This is a genomic window from Bradyrhizobium sp. HKCCYLRH2047 (genome assembly GCF_051168175.1).
GTDB lineage: Bacteria > Pseudomonadota > Alphaproteobacteria > Rhizobiales > Xanthobacteraceae > Bradyrhizobium.
Window position 1 is genome coordinate 327,248 of record NZ_JBNPUM010000007.1, and the last position, 23,449, is coordinate 350,696.

Consider the following 23,449-nt stretch of genomic DNA (forward strand, 5'->3'; position numbering starts at 1 on the left):
TCTCCATGACGATGGCGGTGATCGCTCTGCTCGGCGGAGCATCGCCGATGCGCGCCGAGGCGTCGCTGTGTGCGGGACTGATGCAGGCCGTCGAGCCCGGCCTCGCCGGCCGTGACGCGGCGTTCATCCGCAGCTACGAGCCGGGTGCCGACGAGGAGGGGCTGCCGCTCGGCCTTTCGACGACGGCGTTCACCTATGACAACGCCCTGGCCGCCATCGCGCTGGTCGCATGCGGTCGCGTCGACGAGGGCCGCGTGATCGGCAACGCGCTGGTGCATGCCGGCGCTCATGATCGCAGCTTCGGCGATGGCCGCCTGCGTAACGCCTATCGCGCCGGTCCTGTCGGCCCCGGCGCGGCGCTGCTGCCGGGCTGGTGGGACGACCACAAGAGGATCTGGGGCGAGGACGCCGCGCAGGACGGCACCGCGACCGGCAACGTCGCCTGGGCGGCGCTGGCGCTGCTGACGCTGCATCAGGCGACCGGCGAGGAGGGCTACCTGTCCGGCGCGCGGCGCCTGATGGACTGGATCATGGCCAACGCAACGAACGGCGCGGACGGCTTCAGCGGCGGTTATCACGGTTACGATCCGCAGCAGGTGCGCCTCAGCTGGATGTCGACCGAGCACAATGCCGATGTCTACGCCGTGGCCTCCTGGCTCTCTCGTATCACATCGGAGCCGCGCTATCGGGATGCCGCGCAGACGGCGCGCCGGCTGCTCGATCGCACGTTCCGCGGCGATCACTTCCTGCTCGGCACCAAGCCCGACGGCCACCTCGCCGACGGCAATCTGCTCGCGCTCGACGTCCAGCTCTGGCCGTGGATGGCGGTGACGGATGCGCCCGACTGGCGCAGGGCGCTGCGCTTTGCCGAAACTCATCTCGCCGTCGACGGCGGCTTCGATTTCAACGGCGATCGCGACGGCGTCTGGGTCGAGGGCACCGCGCAGGCGGCGCTGGCCTATCGCATGGTCGGAGATGCCGCCGCCGGCCAGCGGCTGCTTGCAGGATTGCGTGCCGACCGCACGGCAACGGGACTTCTGAACGCGACGCGCAACGCGCGCCTCACCACGGGGCTGTCGATCGATCCGACGGGCGCCACCACCATCCAGGACTTCTTCTACTACAAGCGTCCGCATCTCGGTGCCACCGCCTGGGCCGTGCTCGCCGAGACCGGCTGGAATCCTTTCACCGGCGCAAGGGTGCCCTGATGTTTCCGCTCCCCAGCAATGACGCCTCGGTGTTGACCACCGATCTCGGAGTCCTGCTCGGGCTCCTCGTGATGGCGCGCCTGCTCGATCCGACGCGCCGGCGCGACCGCCTGCTGTTCGGCGCCACCGCAGCGTCGTTCCTCCTGATCTACACGCTATGGCGCTGGCACGACACGCTGCCGGTGTTCGACCTGACCCTGCAGGCGCTGTGGCCGCGGCTGTTCATCACGCTCGAGATCGTGGCGATCTCCTACACGCTGATGTCGATCCTGATTCTGACCCGCAGCGTCGACCGATCGGGACAGGCCGACGCCGCGCAGCGCGCGCTGGCCGCACGGGGCGAGCAGCCGGCCGTGGACGTCTTCATCTGCACCTATGACGAGCCCATGGAGATTGTCGAGCGCTCGATCCTGGCTGCGCTCGCGCTCGACCATCCCAACAAGACCGTCTGGGTGCTCGACGACACCCGGCGCGATCGGCTCCGCGCGTTCTGCGACGAGGTCGGCGCGCGCCATCTGACGCGGCCCGACAACAAGGGCGCCAAGGCCGGCAATCTCAACAACGCGCTTGCGGCGACGGCGCAGCTGTCGAACGCGCCGGTGATCCTGGTGCTCGATGCCGACTTCGCCCCGCGCCGTGACTTTCTCCAGCGCACGGTCGGCCTGCTGCTGTCCGAGCCCGATATCGCCGTCGTGCAGACGCCGCAATTCTACTACAACCCCGATCCGATCCAGCACAATCTGCTGTCATCAGGCCATTGGGTCGACGACCAGCGCTTCTTCTTCGACGTGTTCCAGCCGGCCAAGGATGCCTGGGGCTGCGCGTTCTGTGTCGGCACCTCCTTCGTCGTGCGTCGCGAGCGGCTCATGGAGATCGGCGGCTTCCCGCATGCGGCGATCTCCGAGGATATCAACCTCACCTACACGCTGCTCAAGCGCGGCCATCGCACGGTCTGGCTGAACGAGCCGCTCAGCTTCGGCCTCTCGGCGGAAGGCGTGCCCGAATACATCACCCAGCGCGCCCGCTGGTGCCTCGGCACGATCCAGGTCGCGCTCTTGCGCGATGGCCCGCTGCGCAGCCGCGGCTACAGCTTCACCCAGCGCTGGCACTTCCTGCATGGCGTGCTCAACTGGGCCTGCAAGCCGTTCATGGTGCTGCTTCTGATCGCGCCGCCGATCTACTGGTTCGCCGGGCTGCCGGCGTTCGAGGCCGACTATCTGTCGTTCCTGCGCTACGGCGTGCCGGCGCTGCTCGGGACGATCATCTACATGGGCTGGATCTCGCGTTCCAAGACCCTGCCGCTGTTCATGGAAGCGACCCATGCAGTGACCTGCTTTGCCGTCACTGCCACCTTGCTCAGCGCGCTGGTCCGGCCGTTCGGCCGCCCCTTCAAGGTGACCGACAAGGGCGGCGACCGCTCCAAGCCGCGCGTCCACGGCAAGCTCGCCGCGATTTTCGGCGCGATCGCCGCGAGCTCGGCGGCGGCCATCGTCTGGGCGTTCGTGTCGCCGAATGCAGCCAGCGAGATCTCGTCGATCGACTACTTCAATCTGTTATGGGCCGGCATCGCGATGCTGATCGCCTTCATCGCGTTTCTCGTCTGCTTCGAGCTGCCGCGCGGCGAGGACCTGTTTCCGAGCGACGAGGCGGGCTGGCTGGCGCAGAACGGCGAGGTCGTGCCGTGCAAGATCGAGGCGCTGTCTCTGTCGTCGGCACGCGTGGCCCGGTCGCGCGGCCGCGGAACGATGCGGCCAGGGGCGCTGCTGCCGGTGCATCTCGACGGCCTCGGATGGATCGAGGCCTCGGTGAGCGATGTTTCCAGGACGACGATGCACCTCCGCATGCACCCGACCGAAGCGCAGCGGCGCCAGTTGGTCGTGCGCCTGTTCAGCTCCTCTTGCGGCGTCATCACCGGCCGCGCCCGCCTGCGCGGGGCCCTCGCAGGGTTGGCGCGCCGCGGCTTCGTCGGTCGCTGACGTTCCGGATCCAGCGGTAGGGGTGGGCAAAGCAGCCGCCGCAGGCGGCAGCGTGCCCACCGGCCGGGCGGGATGGCGAGCGTCTCCACCTCGTGCCTGGCTTCGGTCGCGATCCCCGGCGGAGGTGCAGCCATCCGGCAGAGGCTTATCGGTTGGTTAAGACTAACGCGAGAATACCCCCGATGTCCTTGCAGCCGCCGACGGCGTTGCAAAGCCGGCTGCGATATGACTTGGGGCGCGCTGACTTCGCAGCATCGCGGACTGGACGCGGGCTGCGCGACAGAAGCAGGACATGTCGGGCATGGACGCTGGAACGCAGAGGGCAACGGCTGACACCGCGCGCACGGCGTGGATCGATTTCGCGCGTGGCCTTGGCGTCATCCTGGTGGTGTACGGTCATGTGCTTGGCGGTCTCGTGCGCCCGGGCATCTTCCCGGATGGAGCCGTCGCGCGCTGGATGGACTACACGCTCTATACGTTCCACATGCCGCTGTTCTTCTTCCTGGCCGGCTTGAACGTGCAGCACAGCTTGCGGCGCGGCGCGCGTTCCTTCCTCACCTCCAAGCTCTGGACCATCGCCTATCCCTACGTGCTGTGGTCGTTGATCCAAGGCGGGATCACGATGCTGCTGGCGCGGGATGCCAACATCCCGATCCATCCCGGAGATCTCGCCGCGATATGGTATCGTCCGATCGCACAGTTCTGGTTCCTCTACGCGCTGATGATCTGCCATGTGTTCGCGGTGCTGGTTCCGTCGCGGACGGTTTTGATCACGCTCGCGCTGGCCGGGCTCGGCGTGTTCCTCGCGCTGCCGATCCGGCCTGACCTCGCACTCACCCTGCATCATCTGCCGTTCTACGTTGCGGGCATCTACGGCACCCGCGTGGTGGCGGAATGGCGGCCGTTCGGCTGGTCCTCTCCGGTCGTGATCGGGATTGCGTTTGCGGCCGCAGTGGCGCTGGGCGGCCAGCTGTCCGGCATGGACGCCAACGGGCTCGCCTCCCTGCCGGCCTGTGTGCTCGGGATCGCCGGCACGGTCGGGCTCTGCAAGCTGCTCGCGCCAACGCGCCATCGCTGGCTTGCGGCCGCGGGCGTCGCGTCGATGACGATCTATGTGCTGCACATCCTTGCCGGCTCGGGCGTGCGGATCATCATGCTGAAGCTGCACATCCCGCCATTGCCATGGGTCTACCTGCTGGCCGGAACGGTGGCCGGCGTGGTGCTTCCTCTGATCGCGCATGCCATCCTGCGGCGGCTCAATCTGCTGGCCGTCTTCGGGCTCGCACCACTGGCCTCCCGCAAGCCGCAGACTGCGGCGATCACGCCGCGCGTTGCAACGTCCGATCAGGCGCCGGCCTGATGCTGCCGCGCGGCGACGGTGCGCCGTGCTGCGCCGGCCGACTGGTCGAGCGGACAGGCCATGGCGACGAGCATCCAGAACAGCGCCGAGACCTCACCGGACGAGATGCTGGTCAGCGGCAGCTGAATCAAGAGCGCACTGATGGCGAGCGCGCCGAGCACGGCGCCCTCGCGCGTCGGCATCCGCCACGCGGCTCCGGTGGCGGCGAGCCCAACCCAGACATAGGCCGCGAGGCAGATCAGTCCGACAGGAATGCCCATCGTCACCCAGCTTGCGATGATCTGCCCGTCGATGGGCATCGCGCCGGCGACGCCGACGTCGGTAATGGTGAAGCCCGATCCCAGGACCATGCTGTTCGGCGCATTCCACAGCGTGACGAACTCATCCAGCCGCTCGCTGCCGCTGCTGTCCTGCGACACGCTGCCGAGCGATTCCAGACGGGAGGTGATGACCTCCGCGAACGGCGTGAACATGACGGTGACGATCACCGCGCCGACCAGTCCGACCGTGATCGATACGGCGCGACGCCGCGTCGCGGGGAACAGCATGCAGAACAGCACGCCCACCGCGAGCGTGATCCAGCTGGTACGATAGAGCGACAGCAACAGGCCGAGTGCTGCGGGCGCCATCGCCGCCATCGACAGCCATCCCGGGCGCAGGAAGCCCACCAGCAGCAGGCCGGTGGCCGTGAAGGTCGCGTAGCTGGCGGGGCCGTTCATCGTGCTGAACACGCGGACCATGTAGGGCAGCGGATAGCCGGCCGAGGTGATGCTGGCATTCACCATCCAGAACCGATCCCAGCCTTGCGGATCGACATATTGCCAGATGCCGTAGAGGCCGGTGACCGGCAGCACCAGCAGGAAGACACGCGTGATTGCATCGAGCAGGGCGCCGTCGGATCGCGACCGCTGCTGCAGGGCGATCGCATAGAGCACGGGCGCGGCCCATTTCATTCCGCCATTGGCGGCGTTGAACCAGTCGTTCTGGAATATCGACAGCGCGCCGCCATAAACGATGCAGGCGAGGACGATGAGGGGCGCCACGAGCCATGGATTGCCCGGCCTGTCCTTGTCCGAGGGCGAGAGCACCAGACTTGGAACTGGTGCGATGATGAACAGCAGCGGGCCGCTCAGCATGATGCCGGATGAATCGAATCCCGCGGAGATGTCGACCAGGCGGCGCACGAAGGGAGCGAAGGCGAACATCAGGATCGCCGACTGCACGTGGGCTGCGGGGCTGCGACGCCACGCGAACCAGCCGGCGACCGCGCAGCCGAGCACGAAGGCCGGCCTGACGATACCGCCGAGTGCCGGGACGGCCAGCGCCGTCGCTGCCAGGAGAAGCGCGGACGGCCAACAGTTCATCGCCATCGCCGCAAGCGGCTGCGGGTCGATTCGGCTCTCTTTCATGAAGTCGGACTATAATGGAAAACCCCGGCTCCCGAGGCACGTTCGAACGAGACCGTGCCGGCGAGCATGGCTGGGACAGCCGCATGGCTTGGAAAGTCAGAGGCCCGGCGCCCGAGGCGGCCGTCAACCGAGGCGACGAAAGAAGTGATCCGAGCATGATGCGACGCGTAATCATGGCCACGCTCGTCGCAGCGTGGTTGGTCGTCTCCTTGACTGCGAGGGCAGGAGCCGCGGAGGTGCTGCCGGCCCGCGACGTCTGCCAGCCGACCACCTCGGCCAAATCGCGCGACGGCAATTGCGTTCCCTGCGCCGTCGGACCCATCTCGAGCGCCCCAGGCTTCCTGGCACTGCTGGAGCAGGTGCGCTCGCGGCGCGCCGCCTTTGCCGACATCGACCGTCGTATCGATGGCGCCAGCGGAGATCCGGAGGTGCAGACCCTGCTGCAGGGACGCAACCTGGCCCGTGCGCTGTACGGTTCTGACGCGGATTTCATCGCGGGCGGCAGCGCCTCGCGCTGTCTCCTGCCGGACAACGAGGCGGTGCGCGCCAGGGCGACGCCGATTGCCTGCGACGCCATTCCGCGCGAGGGGCTGGTGGTGCTTCTGACCGCGGGCCAATCGAACATCTCCAACACCGGCGCGCCCGATCAGAGCGGCCGGCTCTATCAGCCGCACAACCGGTTCTACAATTTCGACCGCTTCGACGGCCGCTGCTACGTGGCGCGCAATCCCTTGCTGGGAACGCCGGGCGAGGGCGAGAACGTCGCCACGCGGCTGGGCGACGAATTGATCGATCGCGGGCTGGCGAAGACGATCCTGATCGCACCCGTTGCGATCGGCGGGACGTATATCGAGGAGTGGCGTGTCCGTGGCGGCAAGTATTTCGAGGTGCTGCTCGCGACCCTTGCCGGCCTGCGCGAGGCGGGTCTCGAGCCGAGCGCAGTGCTCTGGCATCAGGGCGAGTCTAACGCCTTCGCCTTCTCGACCAATGGCGCGGAGGACGGCACGCAATTGCAGGTCACCGCGAAGATGAAGGAGGCGGGACGGCTGTCCTACTTGCGGAACGATCTCGAGATCGTGGCCGGGCTGCGCGCGGCCGACGTGACCGCGCCGATCTTCGTTGCCGCGGCGACGCTCTGCGGCAGCGTTCCCGACGAGATCATCCGGTCGGCGCAGGCCGCCGTGCCGAACCCTGCGACCGGCGTCTATCCGGGGCCGGACACCGACCAGATCGGCCTTCCGCTGCGCCACGACAGCTGCCACATGAGCCACGCCGGCACCGAGCTTCACGCGCGGATGTGGGCCGATCGCCTGGCCGAATTCTGGAGGTCCGGCGCGCGGAGACCTTGACCGGAGAACCGTCCGCTACCCCAGCCGCTGATCCCGCGCATCCTGCGTGGTCTCGCTCGCCGACTTCCTGGCGGCCTTCTCCGCGCCCTTCTCGGCGCCCTTGCGGCTGGCGATCGCGGCGACCTTGCGGCCCGAGATCTCGCTGCCGGCGTCATCCGGCATCTGCCAGAACAAGATCGACGACAGCGCCGAGGTGATGGCGACGACGATGAAGGCGGGCGCGAAGGACGAGGCGGTGAGCTGGCTCGCGCCGTTCATCCACATCGTGGTCTCCACCGAGAACGCGCCGACCGCGACGCCGGCGGAGATCGCGAGCTGCTGGTTGACGCTGGTGAGCGTCGTGGCGCGGCTCATCTGGGCGGTCTCGACCTCGGCATAGGCGACGGTGTTGATCGCGGTGAACTGCAGCGAGCGGAAGAAGCCGCCGACCACGAGAATGATCAGGATCAGCAGCAGCGGCGTCGCCGGCGTGAACAGCGCGCAGGCGGCGAGGAAGACCGAGCTGACGACGGCATTGACCGTCATCAGATGGCGGAAGCCGAAGGCCTTGATCAGCCGCGCGGCCAGCGCCTTCATGCCCATTGCGCCGGCAGAGGAGCCGAAGGTGACGAGGCCGGACTGGAACGGCGACAGGCCGAAGCCGAGCTGCATCAGCAGCGGCAGCAGGAAGGGCAGGGCGCCGATGCCCAGGCGAAACATGAAGCCGCCGACGATCGAGGCGCGCAGGGTCGGCAGCCGCAGCAGCGAGAAATCGAGCACCGGCGAGTTGGTGCGCCAGGAGTGGCGGACGTAGAGCGTCATCGAGATCGCGCCGATTGCAACGAGACTCGCGACCACCGACCACGGCAGCAGGTTGAGACCGGCGACCGAGAGGCCGAAGGCGAGACCGGCGAGGCCGATGCCCGCCAGCACCATGCCAGTGAGGTCGAACGGCTCGGGATTGTCGCTCTTGATCGGATCGATGAAGCGCAGCGCCATGATGATGCCGACGATGCCGATCGGGATGTTGATCAGGAAGATCCAGTGCCAGGAGAAATAGGTGGTGATGAAGCCGCCGACCGGCGGCCCGATCACCGGGCCGATCAGCGCGGGGATCGTGACCCAGGCCATCGCGCCGACCAGCGCGCTCTTGTCGACGGACCGCAAGAGGACAAGACGTCCGACCGGCGTCATCATCGCGCCGCCCATGCCCTGCAGGATGCGCGCGAACACGAAGTTCTCGACGGAGTTGGCGAGCGCACAGCCGATCGAGCCGATCATGAACACGGCGACCGCGCTGGAGAACACCCGCCGCGCGCCAAACCGGTCGGCGGTCCAGCCGCTCGCCGGGATGAACACCGCCAGCGACAGCAGATACGACGTGATGGCGAGCTTCAGCGTCAGCGGGCTGGTGCCGATGTCCCTGGCGATCGCCGGCAGCGAGGTCGCGATCACCGTGGAGTCCATGTTCTCCATGAACAGGGCGGTGGCGACGATCAGCGGAATGACGCGTTGCTTGTTCATCGAATCTCGGGAGGGACGGGGAAGGCCGGCGCGGCGGCTGTAGCACCCTGCGACGAACGAGGCCATTGCGCTGCTGGCATGGCCCCCTAGATGCAGCGTGACGCTGCCGCGTCATCGTTATTGGAGATGTGCCGATGATCTATCTGCTCGCCGCCCTGGTGCCACCGCTGGGCCTGCTGCTCAACGGGCAGCCGTTCGCGGCCATCTTCAATCTGCTGCTCTGCCTGGTCTGCCTCGTCCTCGGCCTGTTCTTCCACGTGCTGCTGCTGGTGCCGTCGGCGCACGCGCTGATCGCCGTGCACATGCGGCGGGAGGACCGGCGCCACCGGGAGGTGGTCGAGGCCATCCGCCGCTATGGGCCGCCGCCGGGCGCCTGGCGCTAGAGGCGCGGAACTTCTGCTCCGGAATAGGGGCGTCCGCGACCTTTTGTTGCGCATTTCGGACCTGATCAGGGCCGGTCTGGGCCGTTCTTCGCAATCGCGGGAGGATGGCGGATCGGCCCTTTGATTCGTCACAGGCCCATGCTATCGACCCGCGTCAACCCCACCGATGGGCACCGATTCGACGGCGAGGCATGGTCTCGACGGCGGCGCCGCTCATCCGTAACCGCATCGCGGCCGTTTTGGCCGCAGACAAGGAGTTGACGATGGCGACCGTCCAGACACTTCGCGAAGCCTTTACCTTCGACGACGTGCTCTTGAAGCCGGGCCTCTCCGATGTGCTTCCCTCCGAGGTCGACATCCGTTCGCGCGTGACGCGCGAGATCCCGCTCAACATTCCGATCATGGCGTCCGCCATGGATACCGTCACCGAGGCGCGCATGGCGATTGCGATGGCGCAGGCCGGCGGTGTCGGGGTGATCCACCGCAATTTCGATCCCGAGGGCCAGGCCGCCCAGGTGCGCCAGGTCAAGAAGTTCGAATCCGGCATGGTGGTCAACCCGCTGACGATCTCGCCGGAGGCGACGCTGGCCGACGCGCTGGCGCTGATGAAGGACTACGGCTTCTCCGGCATTCCGGTCGTCACCGGCGGCGGCAAGGGCATCCCCGGCAAGCTGGTCGGCATCCTGACCAATCGCGACGTCCGCTTCGCCACCGATCCGCGGCAGAAGATCTCCGAGCTGATGACGCATGAGAACCTCGTCACCGTGCGCGAGGGCGTCGGCCAGGACGAGGCCAAGAAGATCCTGCACAAGCACCGCATCGAGAAGCTGCTCGTCGTCGACGACCAGTACCGCTGCGTCGGCCTGATCACCGTGAAGGACATGGAGAAGGCGGTCGCGCATCCCTTGGCCTGCAAGGACGCGCAGGGCCGCCTGCGCGTCGCCGCGGCGACGACCGTGGGCGAGGGCGGCTTCGAGCGCACCGAGAAGCTGATCGAGGCCGGCGTCGACCTCGTCGTGGTCGACACCGCGCACGGCCATTCCTCGCGCGTGCTGGAAGCCGTCAACCGCATCAAGCGCATCTCCAACGCCGTGCAGGTGATCGCCGGCAACATCGCCACCCGCGACGGCGCGCAGGCGCTGATCGACGCCGGCGCCGACGCCGTCAAGGTCGGCATCGGCCCGGGCTCGATCTGCACCACCCGCATCGTGGCGGGCGTCGGCGTGCCGCAGCTCACCGCGATCATGGATGCGGTGGAAGCCGCCAAGAAGGCCGACGTGCCGGTCATCGCCGACGGCGGCATCAAGTTCTCGGGCGATCTCGCCAAGGCGCTCGCCGCCGGCGCCGATGTCGCCATGGTCGGCTCGCTGCTCGCCGGCACCGACGAGACGCCCGGCGAGGTGTTCCTGTGGCAGGGCCGCTCCTACAAGGCCTATCGCGGCATGGGCTCGGTCGGTGCGATGGCGCGCGGCTCGGCCGACCGCTACTTCCAGCAGGACATCAAGGACACCTTGAAGCTCGTGCCGGAGGGCATCGAAGGCCAGGTGCCGTATAAGGGGCCGGTCGGCAACGTCATGCACCAGCTCGCCGGCGGCCTGCGCGCCGCGATGGGCTATGTCGGCGCCAAGGATCTCGCCGAATTCCACGGCAAGGCCGAGTTCGTCCGCATCACCGGCGCGGGCCTGCGCGAAAGCCACGTCCACGACGTGACGATCACCCGCGAGAGCCCGAACTATCCGGGCGGGGTGTAAACAACCACCGCTCTCTCCGTCATCGCGAGGAGCGAAGCGACGACTTGTCCGCCATAGCCCGAAGGGCGACGGCGGAAGCAATCCAGGGGTTGCGCGCGCGGCCCTGGATTGCTTCGCTTCGCTCGCAATGACGGCTCCCGTGGGGTCGGCGCCGAACGCCACATCAACAAACAAGAGGAAACACCATGTCCCAAGCCAAGCGCATCGTGCTCGCGTCCCGTCCCGTCGGCGAGCCCAAGCCGTCTGATTTCCGCCTCGAGGAGCACACCATCCCGACTCCCGGCGCCGGCGAGGTGCTGTTGCGCACGATCTGGCTGTCGCTCGATCCTTACATGCGCGGGCGCATGAGCGACGGGCCGTCTTACGCCCAGCCGGTGCCGGTCGGCGGCGTGATGGAGGCGGGGACCGTGTGCGAGGTGGCGGCCTCCAACAATCCCGGCTTCAAGGCCGGCGACATCGTGCTGGCGCGCGCCGGCTGGCAGACGCATGCGGTCTCCGACGGCAAGGGTCTTGCGAAGATCGACCCGAGCCTCGCGCCGATCTCGACCGCCGTCGGCGTGCTCGGCATGCCCGGCATGACCGCCTACACGGGCCTGCTCGACATCGGCCAGCCCAAGCCGGGCGAGACCGTGGTGGTCGCCGCCGCCTCCGGCGCGGTCGGCTCGGCGGTCGGACAGATCGCCAGGATCAAGGGCGCCCGCGCCATCGGCATCGCCGGCGGCAAGGACAAGTGCGACTACGTGAAATCCGAGTTCGGCTTCGACGACTGTCTCGACCATCGCGACCCCGATCTCGCCGCCAAGCTGAAGGAAGCCTGTCCGAAGGGTATCGACGTCTATTTCGAGAATGTCGGCGGGGCAGTGTTCGAGGCAGTGTTCCCGCTGTTCAACGCCTTCGCGCGCATGCCGGTCTGCGGCCTGATCGCCCATTACAACGATACCCAGTCGGTGGCGCCGAAATGGGCCGGCGCGCTGATGCGCAACGTCCTGACCAAGCGGCTCCTGATCCGCGGCTTCATCGTCTCCGACTTCGCCTCCCGCCACGGCGACTTCCTCAAGGACATGTCGGCCTGGGTTCGCGACGGCAAGGTCAAGTACAAGGAGCACGTCACCGAGGGCCTGGAGAACGCGCCCGCGGCGTTCATGGGCCTGCTCAAGGGCGCCAATTTCGGCAAGCAGCTGGTACGGGTCGGGCCGGACAAGGCCTGAAGCCACACTTGATGTGATTCTTCAGCGCGACCGTAAAATCACGGGAACCACAGCCCCTTATCGGGAGTCCTGAGGGAACCGGTTTATCCCACGAGGGCCCGGCATCATGCCGGGCCTTCACTTTTCCCAAGGGGGGATTGTCGATGTCGCTGCCCATGGTGCTGCTGCCCGTTTTCGTCGAGGTTGCACTGACCTTCGCGCTGCTGTTCTGGAATAAGAGGAAGGCGCAAGCCACGGATGCCGCCGATGAATTCGGCCTGCCGACCTTGTTCTATGCCCTGATCGCGCTGGCGCTGCCGCTGCGCCATGCCGATCTGGTGATCGTGCTGCTGTCCTGGGTGTTCGTCGTCACCCGCTTCGTCAATGCCGGCTTTATCAGTGGGGCAGACAAGCGCGGGCTGGCCTGGACCGCCTCGGCGCTGGTGCTGCTGGCGATGTGGCTGTATTTCGCCCTGAAGATGCTTCTCCTGATCTGAGACTGGATACTGAATGACCCCCGCCGCCCGGCTGTCCGCCGCCATCGACATCATCGAATCCATCGAGTCCCAGCGGGCGCCGGCGGCGAAGGCCTTGAAGGATTGGGGCACCAGCCACCGCTTCGCCGGCTCCGGCGACCGAGCCGCCATTGCCGGCCTGGTCTGGGACGTGCTGCGCCGCCGCGCCTCCAGCGCCTATGTCATGGAGGACGACACCGCGCGGGCGCGGGTGCTCGGCATGCTCAAGCTCGAGCGCGGCCTTGATGTGCCGACCATCGCCGCGATGTGCGACGGCAGCCGCTTCGCGCCGCCGCCGCTCACTGCCGCCGAGGAGAAGGCGCTGGCCGCGCGCACCACCGAGGGCGCGCCGCCGCCGGTCGCCGGCGACTATCCCGACTGGCTCGACCCGTATCTCGCCGCCGTGTTCGGCGACGACCGCGTCGCCGAGGCCATGGCGATGGCCAGCCGCGCGCCGCTCGACCTGCGCGTCAACACGCTGAGAGCGAAGCGCGAGAAGGTTCAGGCGTCGCTCAAGCATCTCGGCGCCGTGCCGACGCCGTGGTCGCCGCTCGGCCTGCGCATCACGCTCGGGGCCGACGCGCGCAATCCCGGAATCCACGCCGAGGAGGATTTCATCAAGGGCGCGATCGAGGTCCAGGACGAGGGCTCGCAGCTCGCGGCCCTGTTCACCGCCGCCAAGCCCGGCGAGCAGGTCATCGACCTCTGCGCCGGCGCCGGCGGCAAGACCTTGGCGCTGGCCGCGATGATGCAGGGCAAGGGCCGCCTGATCGCCACCGACGCCGACAAGCGCCAGCTCGCGCCGATCCACGAGCGGCTGTCGCGCGCCGGCGTCCACAACGCCGAGATCCGCACCCCGAAGGGCGACGCCGACCCGCTCGCCGACATCAGCGCCTCCGCTGATCTGGTGGTGATCGACGCCCCCTGCACGGGCACCGGCACCTGGCGCCGCAACCCCGACGCCAAATGGCGCATGCGCCCCGGCGCCCTGGAGATCCGCCTCAAGGACCAGGCCGAAGTGCTCGACCGCGCCGCCCGCCTGGTCAAACCCGGCGGCCGCATCGCCTACATCACCTGCTCGGTGCTGCAGCCAGAGAATGGCGACCAGGTTCGGGCGTTCGTGGCGCGGCACCCGGAATTCGCGGTCCAGCCCCCGGACCAGACCGCCACCGTCCTCTGGGACAAGGCCGAGGCGTTTGCCGAGGCCGCCCTGCAGACCCCGGAGGGCTGGCTGATGACCCCCCGCCGGACGGGCACGGACGGGTTTTTCGTGTCTGTGCTGAAGAAGGCCTAGCTGCCGCGAACACCCTCCGCTGTCGTCCCGGGCAAGCCCCGCGCGCGCAGCGCGTGGGGCGCCGACCCGGGACCCATACTCCGCGGCCGTTATGAGGCGCGAGATGGAGCGGCCAGCGTGCCCGAGCCCCGCATCCTGTGGTTATGGGTCCCGGCTCGGCGCGGTCCGGCGCAATGCTTGCGCATTGCCCGGCCCGATTGGCCGGGACGAAGGCCGGGGCCACAAAACAAGTGTCGGCCCGGGCAAGCCCCGCGCGCGCAGCGCGTGGTGCGCCGACCCGGGACCCATACGCCGCGGCCGTTATGAGGTGCGAGATGGAGCGGCCAGCCTGCCCGAGCCCCGCATCCTGTGGTTATGGATCCCGGCTCGGCGCGGCCCGGCGCAATGCTGCGCATTGCCCCAGCCCGCTTGGCCGGGACGACAGCGGTGGGCGCGGCACGCGCCGGTGAATCGCCCGCTTGCAAGGGTTGCGAGTCCCCCCGCAGCGGCGTAATTCCTTGCCATGACAGCCCCAGCCAACAACACCCCGACCGCCGCCGCCACCGACACCTCCGTGGCCGCGCTCCACGACAAGATCCTGATCGTCGATTTCGGCAGCCAGGTGACGCAGCTGATCGCGCGCCGGGTGCGCGAGGACGGCGTGTATTGCGAGATCGTGCCGTTCCAGAAGGCGGAGGCCGCCTTCCGGCAGATGAACCCGAAGGCCGTGATCCTGTCCGGCGGCCCCGAATCCGTCCACGAGGAAGGCTCGCCGCGCGCCCCGCAACTGATCTTCGACTCTGGCGTCCCGGTGATGGGCATCTGCTACGGCCAGATGACGATGGCCGCCCAGCTCGGCGGCACCGTCGAGGGCGGCCACCACCGCGAGTTCGGCCGCGCCGACGTCGAGGTCAAGACGAACAGCCTGCTGTTCGACGGCGTCTGGCAGAAGGGCGAGCAGCACCAGGTGTGGATGAGCCATGGCGACCGCATCACGCAGATGCCGCCGGGCTTCTCCGTCGCCGGCGTCTCGCCGAACGCGCCCTTCGCCGTGATCCAGGACGAGACGCGAAAGTATTACGGCCTGATGTTCCACCCCGAAGTGGTGCACACGCCCGACGGCGCCAAGCTGATCCGCAACTTCGTCCGCAACATCGCCGGCCTCGGCGGCGACTGGACGATGCACGCCTTCCGCGAGGAGGAGATCAAGAAGATCCGCGCCCAGGTGGGCAACGGCAAGGTGATCTGCGGCCTCTCCGGCGGCGTCGATTCCGCCGTCGCCGCGGTGCTGATTCATGAAGCGATCGGCGACCAGCTCACCTGCGTGTTCGTCGATCACGGCCTGCTGCGCCTGAACGAGGCCGAGACCGTCGTCGATCTCTTCCGGCACCACTACAACATCCCGCTGGTGCATGTGGATGCGTCACAACTCTTCCTCGGCGAGCTCGCCGGCGTCACCGACCCCGAACAGAAGCGCAAGACCATCGGCAAGCTCTTCATCGACGTGTTCGAGGCCGAGGCCAAGAAGATCGGCGGCGCCGATTTCCTGGCGCAAGGCACGCTCTATCCCGACGTGATCGAGAGCGTCTCCTTCACCGGCGGCCCCTCGGTGACGATCAAGTCGCACCACAATGTCGGCGGCCTTCCGGCGCGCATGAACATGAAGCTGGTCGAACCTTTACGCGAATTGTTCAAGGACGAGGTCCGCGTGCTCGGCCGCGAGCTCGGCCTGCCCGACGTGTTCGTCGGCCGCCACCCGTTCCCGGGCCCCGGCCTCGCCATCCGCTGCCCCGGCGAGATCACGACAGACAAGCTCGACATCCTGCGCAAGGCCGACGCCATCTACATCGACGAGATCCGCAAAGCCGGCCTCTACGACACCATCTGGCAGGCCTTTGCCGTGCTGCTCCCCGTCAAGACCGTCGGCGTCATGGGCGACGGCCGCACCTACGACTACGTCGTCGGCCTCCGCGCCGTCACGTCGACGGACGGCATGACCGCGGACTTCTATCCGTTCGACATGAAGTTCCTCGGCAACACGGCGACGCGCATCATCAACGAGGTGAAGGGCGTAAATAGGGTGGTGTATGACGTGACCAGTAAGCCGCCGGGGACGATCGAGTGGGAGTAGGGGAAACGTCAACTTCGATGGTGCTTTTCAGCGAAAGCCACCTACCATCTTGAGATGGAGTTTGTCGATCGTCTAACCTCTTTTTTAGCCACTAGTCGCGGTGCAGGGCCGCTTTCAGTAAAGAGTGCAGCGATTGGAGTGCCTCGCACCGACGATTATCATTCACAGATACCACTTGAAGTAGACGCTCGTTCGTTTCAGGTTTGTTTTTGTACCGAGCAACATTCTGGATATTGATTTAGGAGGGCGTTCAATGAGGCTCATCAAAGCGCGAGCGACCAACTATCGAAACATCATTGATTCTAATGAAGTCGAGATCGCGCAAACTACTTGCTTAGTCGGCAAGAATGAGGCTGGAAAGTCGGCCTTCCTTAAGGCCATCGAAGGCATTCGCTCGGTCGATCCCAATTTCAAGGACTATGGTAAGATCGAAAACTACCCCCGTCGGCATCTAGCCGATTATGCTGAGCGACATCCAGACGGGGATGCTGAAGTCATGCGAACGTATTGGGAGCTTGACGCTTTCGACATCAAAGCTTTGGAGGCTGAGCTTGGACAAGGGGCGCTAAAAAGCTCCTGTGTCTGCGTTTCCAAAACTTATGAATCTGAAACAACCACGTGGGAGATCGATGTCGATGAAGAAAAGGTTATTGGGCATCTCTCCAAGCTGGCAGGACTGACTGAAGAAGATGCGGCTCCGATCAGTGCCGCAAAGACCACGGCAAAGGTTTACGAAGCTCTGGCTGGCATAACAAGTCGGACCCCTAGCCAAGAAAGCATGATTGCGGTCATCGGGAAGTGGCGTAAGCATCGGGCAGTGCTGCGCGCAATCGATATTCTTTCGGCGCGAATGCCCAAGTTTATGTACTTCTCGCATTACGATCGAATGAGTGGCGCTCTCTCGGTCAACCAGTTGAATCAAGAGAAGCAAAATGGGGCGCTGCTGTCGAGCGGAGATCGCGTATTTCTCGATTTTCTTGAGTATGCTGGAACTACGTTGGAGGACTTGGTAGCTACCACTCATTTTGAGGAGCTAAATGCGAAGTGTGAAGCGGCTGCGCTCCGTATCACAGATCAAATTTTTGAGTATTGGACGCAAAATGATGAATTGAAGATAAAGGTAGTATTCTCGGAGGGAAAGAGCGGTGATCCGGCTCCGTTTAACTCCGGACCGGTCGCGCGTGCTCGCGTCGAAAACGCGCTTCATGGCGTGACAGTGCCCTTTTCTGAGCGGTCGGCGGGCTTCATCTGGTTCTTCTCCTTCTTGGTCAAGTTCGCTCAAATTCGAAAGACTAACGGCAATGTGATCCTATTGCTGGATGAGCCTGGCCTTACGCTTCACGGGACTGCGCAAAAGGATCTTCTGCGATTTTTCTACGAGCAGATTGCGCCTAAGCATCAGGTAATCTGGTCGACGCATTCACCTTTTATGGTGCCTGCTAACGATCTCGTTTCAGTTCGCACTGTTGAGGATGTTGTTGAGATCGATAGGCGCGGTCGGAAAGTGTCGATCGGTACTAAGATTCGGTCTGACGTGCTCACGACCGATCCTCAAACCAATTTTCCTATTTTTGGGGCAATGGGATTTGAAGTCACGCAAACTCTTGTTATCGGCACCAATACATTGTTAGTCGAAGGGCCGAGTGATATTCTTTTTCTTCAGGCAGCTTCGTCGGCGCTTAAGGAGGCGGGGAGGTCGCACCTTTCTCCATCCTGGGCTGTGTGCCCGTCGGGTGGCATCGATAAAGTATTGCCGTTCGTGCGACTGTTCTACGGCAATAAGCTCAATGTGGCCGTGCTAACCGACTATGAGCGCGGGCAGAAGCGAAAGTTAGAAGATCTTTACAAGGCGGCCCTCCTCAACAATGACCGTATAATTCTTGCTACCGAAGTTGCGGGGAAAGATGAGGCGGATATCGAAGACTTTTTCGACCCAGCTTTCTTTGTCGATCTTGTCAACAAAACATACGCGCTAAGAGGCGTTCATGAGCTAACGGTTGAAAAGTTGGAGGCAGCGGATACTAGTACGGCTAGGCTAGTAAAAAAGGCCGAAGCCTACTTCAAGCTGCTCCCGGCTGAGATTGCTGAGTACAGTCACTTTGATCCAGCTCTTTACCTTCTGCAGCACCCAGAGTTGCTTAAAGGAGAAGGCAAGCCAATTCAAGAAACCCTTGCGCGGTTTGAGGCTGCGTTCGTGCGAATCGCAAGGTTCTTGCCGCCGAGTCAATAGCTTCTTAGCTACTGTACAGGGTTGTGACGACATTGCGCCAAACTCGTTGTCCCTTCGCTACCATCGAGAAAGTTGGTCGAGACGTGGCGACGGCGAGAGCCATGCGCGGACAGTCCGTCGTCGTCCAACTGAGCATCTGCCCGACGGGCAATCCTTGCATGCCCCGCATGCGCCAACTGCCCGTCGTGCCAGTTTGTCGCGCACGTCTCCCTTGCGCCGTCGGGCAAATCACCTGCACATTTCCGCGCATCCCGGCTCGCTGAAGAGGGACGTTTCGCGATCGTCACGAGCGTCGAGCCGGAAGATGCGATGGGCGCGTTGCTCTGCAGCCGGGTGTCAAAGCCTGCGCCGACGAACGGAGTGAGGCGACGGCGAAGTGGTGTGGTCCTGGCATCCCGGTGCTGATGCCAAGCCGGCGGTGATGATGATCCGCTGGCGACGGGGGCAAAAAGCCGGTCCCCGGGGAGAGCGCCTATAACCCGTCAAACCGTCGCGCAGGGAAGGCCGGATATTGGGCTGAACCTGTGGTTCTGCCGCGTGCTTTTTGCTGCACGCGGACCGCGGGTATCAGCCGATACCCGGTCTTCCCTGCGCCTCTTCTTCGGACGAAGAGGTCGATTGATGGCAAAGCTCGGGCGAATCTCGCCGCGAGAAAGCCGGGGCATGCCCGTTGTTTGAAACGTGGAGACAGGTGCCGGGACGAGGCGCGCGCGGGTTTTCAGCGCCGATGTCACAGCCGGCCGTGAGCGAGAGCCGGTTCGCCGGTGCGCGGCGGTCTCATGGCCCGCGCAGGCGATGGGCCAAGCCGGTGAGGCGTTTGCGTACGACGTCGAGCAGCAGGGCAAGCGCGTTGAGGCGCTGCGGCTCCGGTGTCTCCGCCGGGCCCGCGGTGCCGTTGAGATGCCGCTCGCAGTTTTGCGCGAAGGTCGTGGTGATGCGCGACGCCAGATCGCGCACCAACCCATCACGCGCGATCTGCGCCAGCGGGCCGGAGAGGCTGTAGCCGATCGCGAGCTCGACGCGGGTGGCTCGTCCGTCGTCGATCGGAAGCATGCGCCAGCTGATCTGTCCGGAGGTCGAGGTGCGGCTCAGCCGGTCACGTCCGGTGCCGATGAGCCGGCCTGACAAGTCCGCCGCGTTGCGGTCGATGCGCGCAGAACCGCGGAACACGGCCGAGAGCGGGCCGATGGCGACACTGATCGCGCCTTCGATGCGATCGGGCGCAGGGAGATCCGTGATGGTGGCGCCGGGAAAGCATGCGGCGAGGGTCTTGGGCTGACCGAACAGCGCAAAGACCTGCTCTGGCGCGGCGTTCACCGTGAACGACGCATCGAAGCTCTTGGCGGGCATGACCTCGGAAGGATCGAGCGAACCGAGGGCCACGTCGCCGGAGCGCTTGATGCCCGTCGCCGCTGGCCGCGCTGGCGAGGCCGCGGCAGCGATGGCGCCGGGCTGCGATCCCAGCGGGCCGAGCGATGTCCGACCTGCGCCGATCACGGCCGCGATGCCTCGCTGCCGTCGTGCCGCGATCACAGCGCCGACCGCCCGTACGATCCCGGCGTAACCGGTGCAGCGGCACAGATTGCCGCTCAGGCCGACACGGATGGCGTGTTCGTCCGCGTGATCGAGGCGCAGCACGAGGTCGCGCGCCGACATGATCATGCCGGGCGTGCAGTAGCCGCATTGCAGGGCATGCTCGCGCGTGAAAGCCACGCGCAGCTCGGCGGCGATCTCATCCTCGTCCAGGCCTTCGATCGTCGTCACGGCAGCGCCAGCGCAGGCCACGGCGAGCGTGATGCAGGAACGGGCCGGAGCGCCGTCGAGCAACAGCGTGCAGGCGCCACAGACACCGTGCTCGCAGCCGAGATGCGTCCCGGTCAGGTCAAGCTGATCACGGAGGACGTCGGCGAGATGGGTGCGAGGTTCGACCGTTGGCTCGATCGCACTGCCGTTGACGGTGAGCTGGATCTTGTTCACGCGGCCGCCTCCGCGATCGCCCGCGCGAGCACGCTGACATGGATGTGCCGGGCGGCCGGATCGGCCACGCCGGCCTGGATGAGCCGGCGGTCGGCGAGGGCGCGATCGAACTGCGGGGTGAGATGGCTGGTCGCGCCGCCGAACAGGGATGAATCGTCGATGATGATCGGTGTCGTGTCGATGGCGCCGATGACGATGCGGCTGCGGGCGGTGTCGGGCTCGATCAGCACGGCGGCCATTGCATGGGCGAATTCTCCAGGCTTGCGACAGGCCTTGGCGTAGCCGAAGCGTGCCGTGGGTGACAGCGAGGGCAGGCGGATCGCGGTGACCAGCTCGCCGGGACGCAGCGCCGTCTGCAGCACGCCCTGGATGAACTCCGTCACGGCGAGGTCACGCCGTCCCGCCGCGCCTGTCAGTTGCACGCTGGCGCCGAGGGCCGTGAGCGTCGTCACCCAGTCGGCGGCCGGGTCGGCATGACCTAGCGAGCCGCCGATGGTGCCGCGATTGCGCACGGCGCGATAGGCGATGCCACGGGCGATCCGCGGCAAGATGCCATGGGTCACGTCGGGGAGGCGGCCGTCCTCGATGTCGGCATGGGTGACGCAGGCGCCGATCACGAGCGCATCGCCATCGCGCTCGACCGAACGAAGCTCGGCAAGGCCGGCGATGTCGATGATGAGCGGCGGCTGCACGAGACGCAGATTGAGCATTGGACCGAGCGACTGTCCGCCGGCCATGATCCGTGTGCCGTCCTCGGCCTTCGCGAGCAGGCCGACCGCGTCGCTGACGCTCTGGGGACGCGCGTAGTTGAAGGAGGCGGCCTTCACGGCGAGCTCGCCTGTTTCGCTGCCAGCACCGCCGCGACGATCCGGCGCGGCGACAGCGGCGACTGCATCATTTCAGCACCAAGCGGCCGCAGCGCGTCGTTGACGGCGTTGGCGATTGCCGCCGGCGGCGCGATCGCGCCGCCTTCGCCGATGCCCTTGACGCCGAACATCGTGTAGGGCGACGGCGTCTCCATGTGGAACAGGCGCGGCTCCGGGACTTCGGTCGGACCCGGCAGCAGGTAATCGGCCAAGGTTGTCGCCAGCGGCTGCGCGGCATCGTCGAACGGCATCTCCTCGTACAGCGCGGTGCCGATGCCCTGGGCGAGGCCGCCGAGAATCTGGCCGTCGACGATCATCGGATTGACGAGGACGCCGCCGTCCTCGACGACGACGTAGTCGAGCAGCTCGACCTCGCCGAGATCCGGATCGACGGCGACCGTCACGGCATGCGCCGCGTAGGAGAAGGTGCCGCTGTCACGCACCGGCTTGTAGCCGCCGGTCGCCTCAAGGCCCGCCGGATCGACGTCGTTGGGCAGGTCCTGCGGCCGGCGGTACCAGGTGTGAGCGATCTCGGCGAGGCTGACGCTGCCGTTCGGCCCGCAGGCCTGGCCCTCGCGCCACGTGACCGCCTCGGGCGCGAGCTGCAGCAGCTTGGCGCCGATGCGCGTGGCGCGCGCGACGAGTTGCGCGCAGGCCGTGCCCACGGCGCCGCCGGCCATCACCATCGACCGTGAGCCCCAGGTGCCGGTGGAGTAGGGCGTCATCGCGGTGTCGCCGAGCACGACGCGGATCTTGTGGGGATCGACGCCGAGGATCTCGTGCGCGACCTGGGCGAGCGTCGTCTCCAGTCCCTGGCCGTGGGAGTGGACGCCGACACGCAGCTCGAGTCCGCCGTCGGGCGTCAGCCGCGCGGTGGCCTGCTCATGGCCGGGCACCATCGGGATGCCCCACCCGGCATAGACCGAGGTGCCATGCGCGGCCTGCTCGCAATAGATCGACACGCCGGTGCCGATCAGCCGGCCGTCCGGCTCGCCGCGCTGCTGTCGTGCGCGCACGGCGGGGACATCGATCGCCGTCAGCGCCCGCTGCAGCGCGCCGGGATAGTCGCCGCTGTCGAAATGCTTGTTGGTGATGTTGTCGAACGGCATGTCCTGCGGCTGCACCAGATTGCGCAGCCGGACCTCGCCGGGTTCGAGCCCGGCCTCGGTCGCGACGGCGTCGAGCAGCAGCTCGAGGGCGAAGCAGACGCCGGTGCGGGCGACGCCGCGATACGGCAGGATCGGGCATTTGTTGGTCGCGACCGAGTAGGTCCGGCAGCGATAGGCCGGCATCCGATACGGCCCTGGCAGGATGCTCGCGATCTGCGCCGCTTCGAGGCAGGCCGAAAACGGATAGGACGAATAGGCGCCGGAATCGACCGTGGCCACGCAGTCGATGCCGCGCAGCCGGCCGTCGCGATCGGCGTAGACGGTGATGCGATAGGCGTGCTCGCGGCAATTCGCGCTGGCGCTCAGATGTTCGCGCCGGTCCTCGAGCCAGCGCACCGTCCAGCCCCTGTGCATGGCGAGCCAGCTGAGGCAGACCTCCTCGGGCAGCAGGATGCCCTTGTGGCCAAAGCCGCCGCCGATGTCAGGCGCGATGATGCGGATGCGGCCCTGTTCGATGCCGAGGCAGTCGGACAGACCGTTGCGCACGATGTGCGGCATCTGCGAGCCGGTGTGCAGCGTAAGCTGATCGAGCCGGTGATCGAACGTCGCGACGACACCGCGGCCCTCCAGCGGCGCCATGCACTGGCGTGCGGTCGTGATCTCGCGCGTCACCTTGATCGGCGCGTCAAGCGCGGCTGATATGTCGACCTCGAAGTTGGTTTCCAGGAAGACGTTGTCGCCCCAGTGCTCGTGCACCAGCGCGCTGCCAGCCTCGCGCGCCAGGCGCATGTCGTGCACCGCCGGCAGCGGTTCCAGGTCGAGCTCGACCGCCGCGGCGATGTCCTCCGCTTCGGCGCGGCTGCGGGCGACGCACATCGCCACAAGCTCGCCGACATGGCGCACCTTGCCGGTCGCCAGCACCGGCTGCTCGGAGATCTTGAAGCCGGGCAGGCCGGAGACCGCGCGGATCGGGTTGATGCCAGTGAGGTCATCGGCCGTGAACACGACGTCGCGGTATTCAGCGGGAACGTGGATCGCCTTGATCCTGGCGTGCGCGATAGGGCTGCGCACGAAGGCGACGTCCTTCAGTCCCGGCAGCCTGATGTCGGCGACGTACTGACCGCGGCCGCGCAGAAAACGGTCGTCCTCCTTGCGCGGCAAGCGCGCGCCGACACCGCGCGGCGCGCGGGCATCCGAGGCGGTCGAGGCCGCGTCCGTCACG

The 23,449-nt window shown here is 66.4% G+C and carries 16 protein-coding genes; 11 read left to right on the forward strand and 5 right to left on the reverse strand.

Features of this window, described 5'->3' with window-relative positions; translation table 11 throughout:
* Nucleotides 1–5 precede the first annotated feature (5 nt).
* The 3 genes from ACQR1D_RS18980 to ACQR1D_RS18990 all read left to right on the forward strand — a co-directional run bounded on the left by ACQR1D_RS18980 (nt 6) and on the right by ACQR1D_RS18990 (nt 4,544).
* Complete coding sequence (locus ACQR1D_RS18980; RefSeq protein WP_434893951.1) at nt 6–1,208, forward strand: hypothetical protein; 1,203 nt, start codon at nt 6–8, stop codon at nt 1,206–1,208.
* A complete protein-coding gene (locus ACQR1D_RS18985) occupies nt 1,208–3,184 on the forward strand; it encodes a glycosyltransferase family 2 protein (protein WP_434893952.1) in 1,977 nt (658 codons plus the stop codon). The genes ACQR1D_RS18980 and ACQR1D_RS18985 overlap by 1 nt, the downstream gene beginning before the upstream one ends.
* A 301-nt stretch (nt 3,185–3,485) precedes the next feature.
* The gene (locus ACQR1D_RS18990) at nt 3,486–4,544 is read left to right on the forward strand and encodes an acyltransferase family protein (RefSeq protein ID WP_315805040.1); all 1,059 of its coding nucleotides are present in this window, start codon (nt 3,486–3,488) and stop codon (nt 4,542–4,544) included.
* Here ACQR1D_RS18990 and ACQR1D_RS18995 read toward each other — a convergent pair.
* On the reverse strand, nt 4,529–5,908 hold the full coding sequence (locus tag ACQR1D_RS18995; protein ID WP_434893953.1) for an O-antigen ligase domain-containing protein: 1,380 nt from the start codon (nt 5,906–5,908) through the stop codon (nt 4,529–4,531). The two genes, ACQR1D_RS18990 and ACQR1D_RS18995, sit on opposite strands and share 16 nt — an antisense overlap.
* 218 nt (nt 5,909–6,126) lie before the next feature.
* Here ACQR1D_RS18995 and ACQR1D_RS19000 point away from each other — a divergent pair, with 218 nt between their 5' ends.
* Nucleotides 6,127–7,302, forward strand: coding sequence for a sialate O-acetylesterase (locus tag ACQR1D_RS19000; RefSeq protein ID WP_434839030.1), 1,176 nt, complete (start codon nt 6,127–6,129; stop codon nt 7,300–7,302).
* Nucleotides 7,303–7,317: 15 nt separating this feature from the next.
* Here the strand turns inward: ACQR1D_RS19000 and ACQR1D_RS19005 are convergent, their stop codons facing one another.
* Nucleotides 7,318–8,805, reverse strand: a complete 1,488-nt coding sequence (locus ACQR1D_RS19005; protein ID WP_315805037.1) for a DHA2 family efflux MFS transporter permease subunit — start codon at nt 8,803–8,805, stop codon at nt 7,318–7,320.
* 134 nt (nt 8,806–8,939) lie between these two features.
* Here ACQR1D_RS19005 and ACQR1D_RS19010 point away from each other — a divergent pair, with 134 nt between their 5' ends.
* The 7 genes from ACQR1D_RS19010 (at nt 8,940) to ACQR1D_RS19040 (ending at nt 18,275) form a co-directional block, all read left to right on the forward strand.
* Entirely contained in the window at nt 8,940–9,188 is a 249-nt protein-coding gene (locus ACQR1D_RS19010) for a hypothetical protein (RefSeq protein ID WP_315749790.1), read from the forward strand.
* A gap of 263 nt (nt 9,189–9,451) precedes the next feature.
* Entirely contained in the window at nt 9,452–10,939 is a 1,488-nt protein-coding gene (guaB, locus tag ACQR1D_RS19015; protein WP_316182664.1) for an IMP dehydrogenase, read from the forward strand.
* Nucleotides 10,940–11,124: 185 nt separating this feature from the next.
* A complete protein-coding gene (locus ACQR1D_RS19020; RefSeq protein WP_434893954.1) occupies nt 11,125–12,147 on the forward strand; it encodes an NADP-dependent oxidoreductase in 1,023 nt (340 codons plus the stop codon).
* 143 nt (nt 12,148–12,290) lie between these two features.
* On the forward strand, nt 12,291–12,623 hold the full coding sequence (locus tag ACQR1D_RS19025) for an MAPEG family protein (RefSeq protein WP_316216338.1): 333 nt from the start codon (nt 12,291–12,293) through the stop codon (nt 12,621–12,623).
* 13 nt (nt 12,624–12,636) lie between these two features.
* Nucleotides 12,637–13,935, forward strand: a complete 1,299-nt coding sequence (locus ACQR1D_RS19030) for an RsmB/NOP family class I SAM-dependent RNA methyltransferase (protein ID WP_434839033.1) — start codon at nt 12,637–12,639, stop codon at nt 13,933–13,935.
* A 502-nt stretch (nt 13,936–14,437) separates the two neighbouring features.
* Nucleotides 14,438–16,045 carry a glutamine-hydrolyzing GMP synthase gene (gene guaA / locus ACQR1D_RS19035; RefSeq protein WP_434839034.1) on the forward strand — a complete coding sequence of 536 codons (1,608 nt, stop codon included), beginning with the start codon at nt 14,438–14,440 and terminating at the stop codon, nt 16,043–16,045.
* A gap of 253 nt (nt 16,046–16,298) precedes the next feature.
* Nucleotides 16,299–18,275 (forward strand): AAA family ATPase, encoded by a 1,977-nt coding sequence (locus ACQR1D_RS19040; protein WP_434839035.1) that lies wholly within the window; start codon nt 16,299–16,301, stop codon nt 18,273–18,275.
* A gap of 777 nt (nt 18,276–19,052) precedes the next feature.
* Here ACQR1D_RS19040 and ACQR1D_RS19045 read toward each other — a convergent pair.
* From ACQR1D_RS19045 to ACQR1D_RS19055, 3 genes are read right to left on the reverse strand one after another with little or no spacing between them, the layout of a single operon-like run.
* Nucleotides 19,053–20,252 (reverse strand): 2Fe-2S iron-sulfur cluster-binding protein, encoded by a 1,200-nt coding sequence (locus ACQR1D_RS19045; RefSeq protein WP_434839036.1) that lies wholly within the window; start codon nt 20,250–20,252, stop codon nt 19,053–19,055.
* Nucleotides 20,249–21,079: an FAD binding domain-containing protein gene (locus ACQR1D_RS19050; RefSeq protein WP_315805029.1), complete on the reverse strand. Its 831-nt coding sequence runs from the start codon at nt 21,077–21,079 to the stop codon at nt 20,249–20,251. The genes ACQR1D_RS19045 and ACQR1D_RS19050 overlap by 4 nt, the downstream gene beginning before the upstream one ends.
* The gene (locus tag ACQR1D_RS19055; protein WP_434839037.1) at nt 21,076–23,448 is read right to left on the reverse strand and encodes a xanthine dehydrogenase family protein molybdopterin-binding subunit; all 2,373 of its coding nucleotides are present in this window, start codon (nt 23,446–23,448) and stop codon (nt 21,076–21,078) included. Before ACQR1D_RS19055 ends, ACQR1D_RS19050 begins: the two co-directional genes overlap by 4 nt.
* Between the last annotated feature and the right edge of the window lies 1 nt (nt 23,449).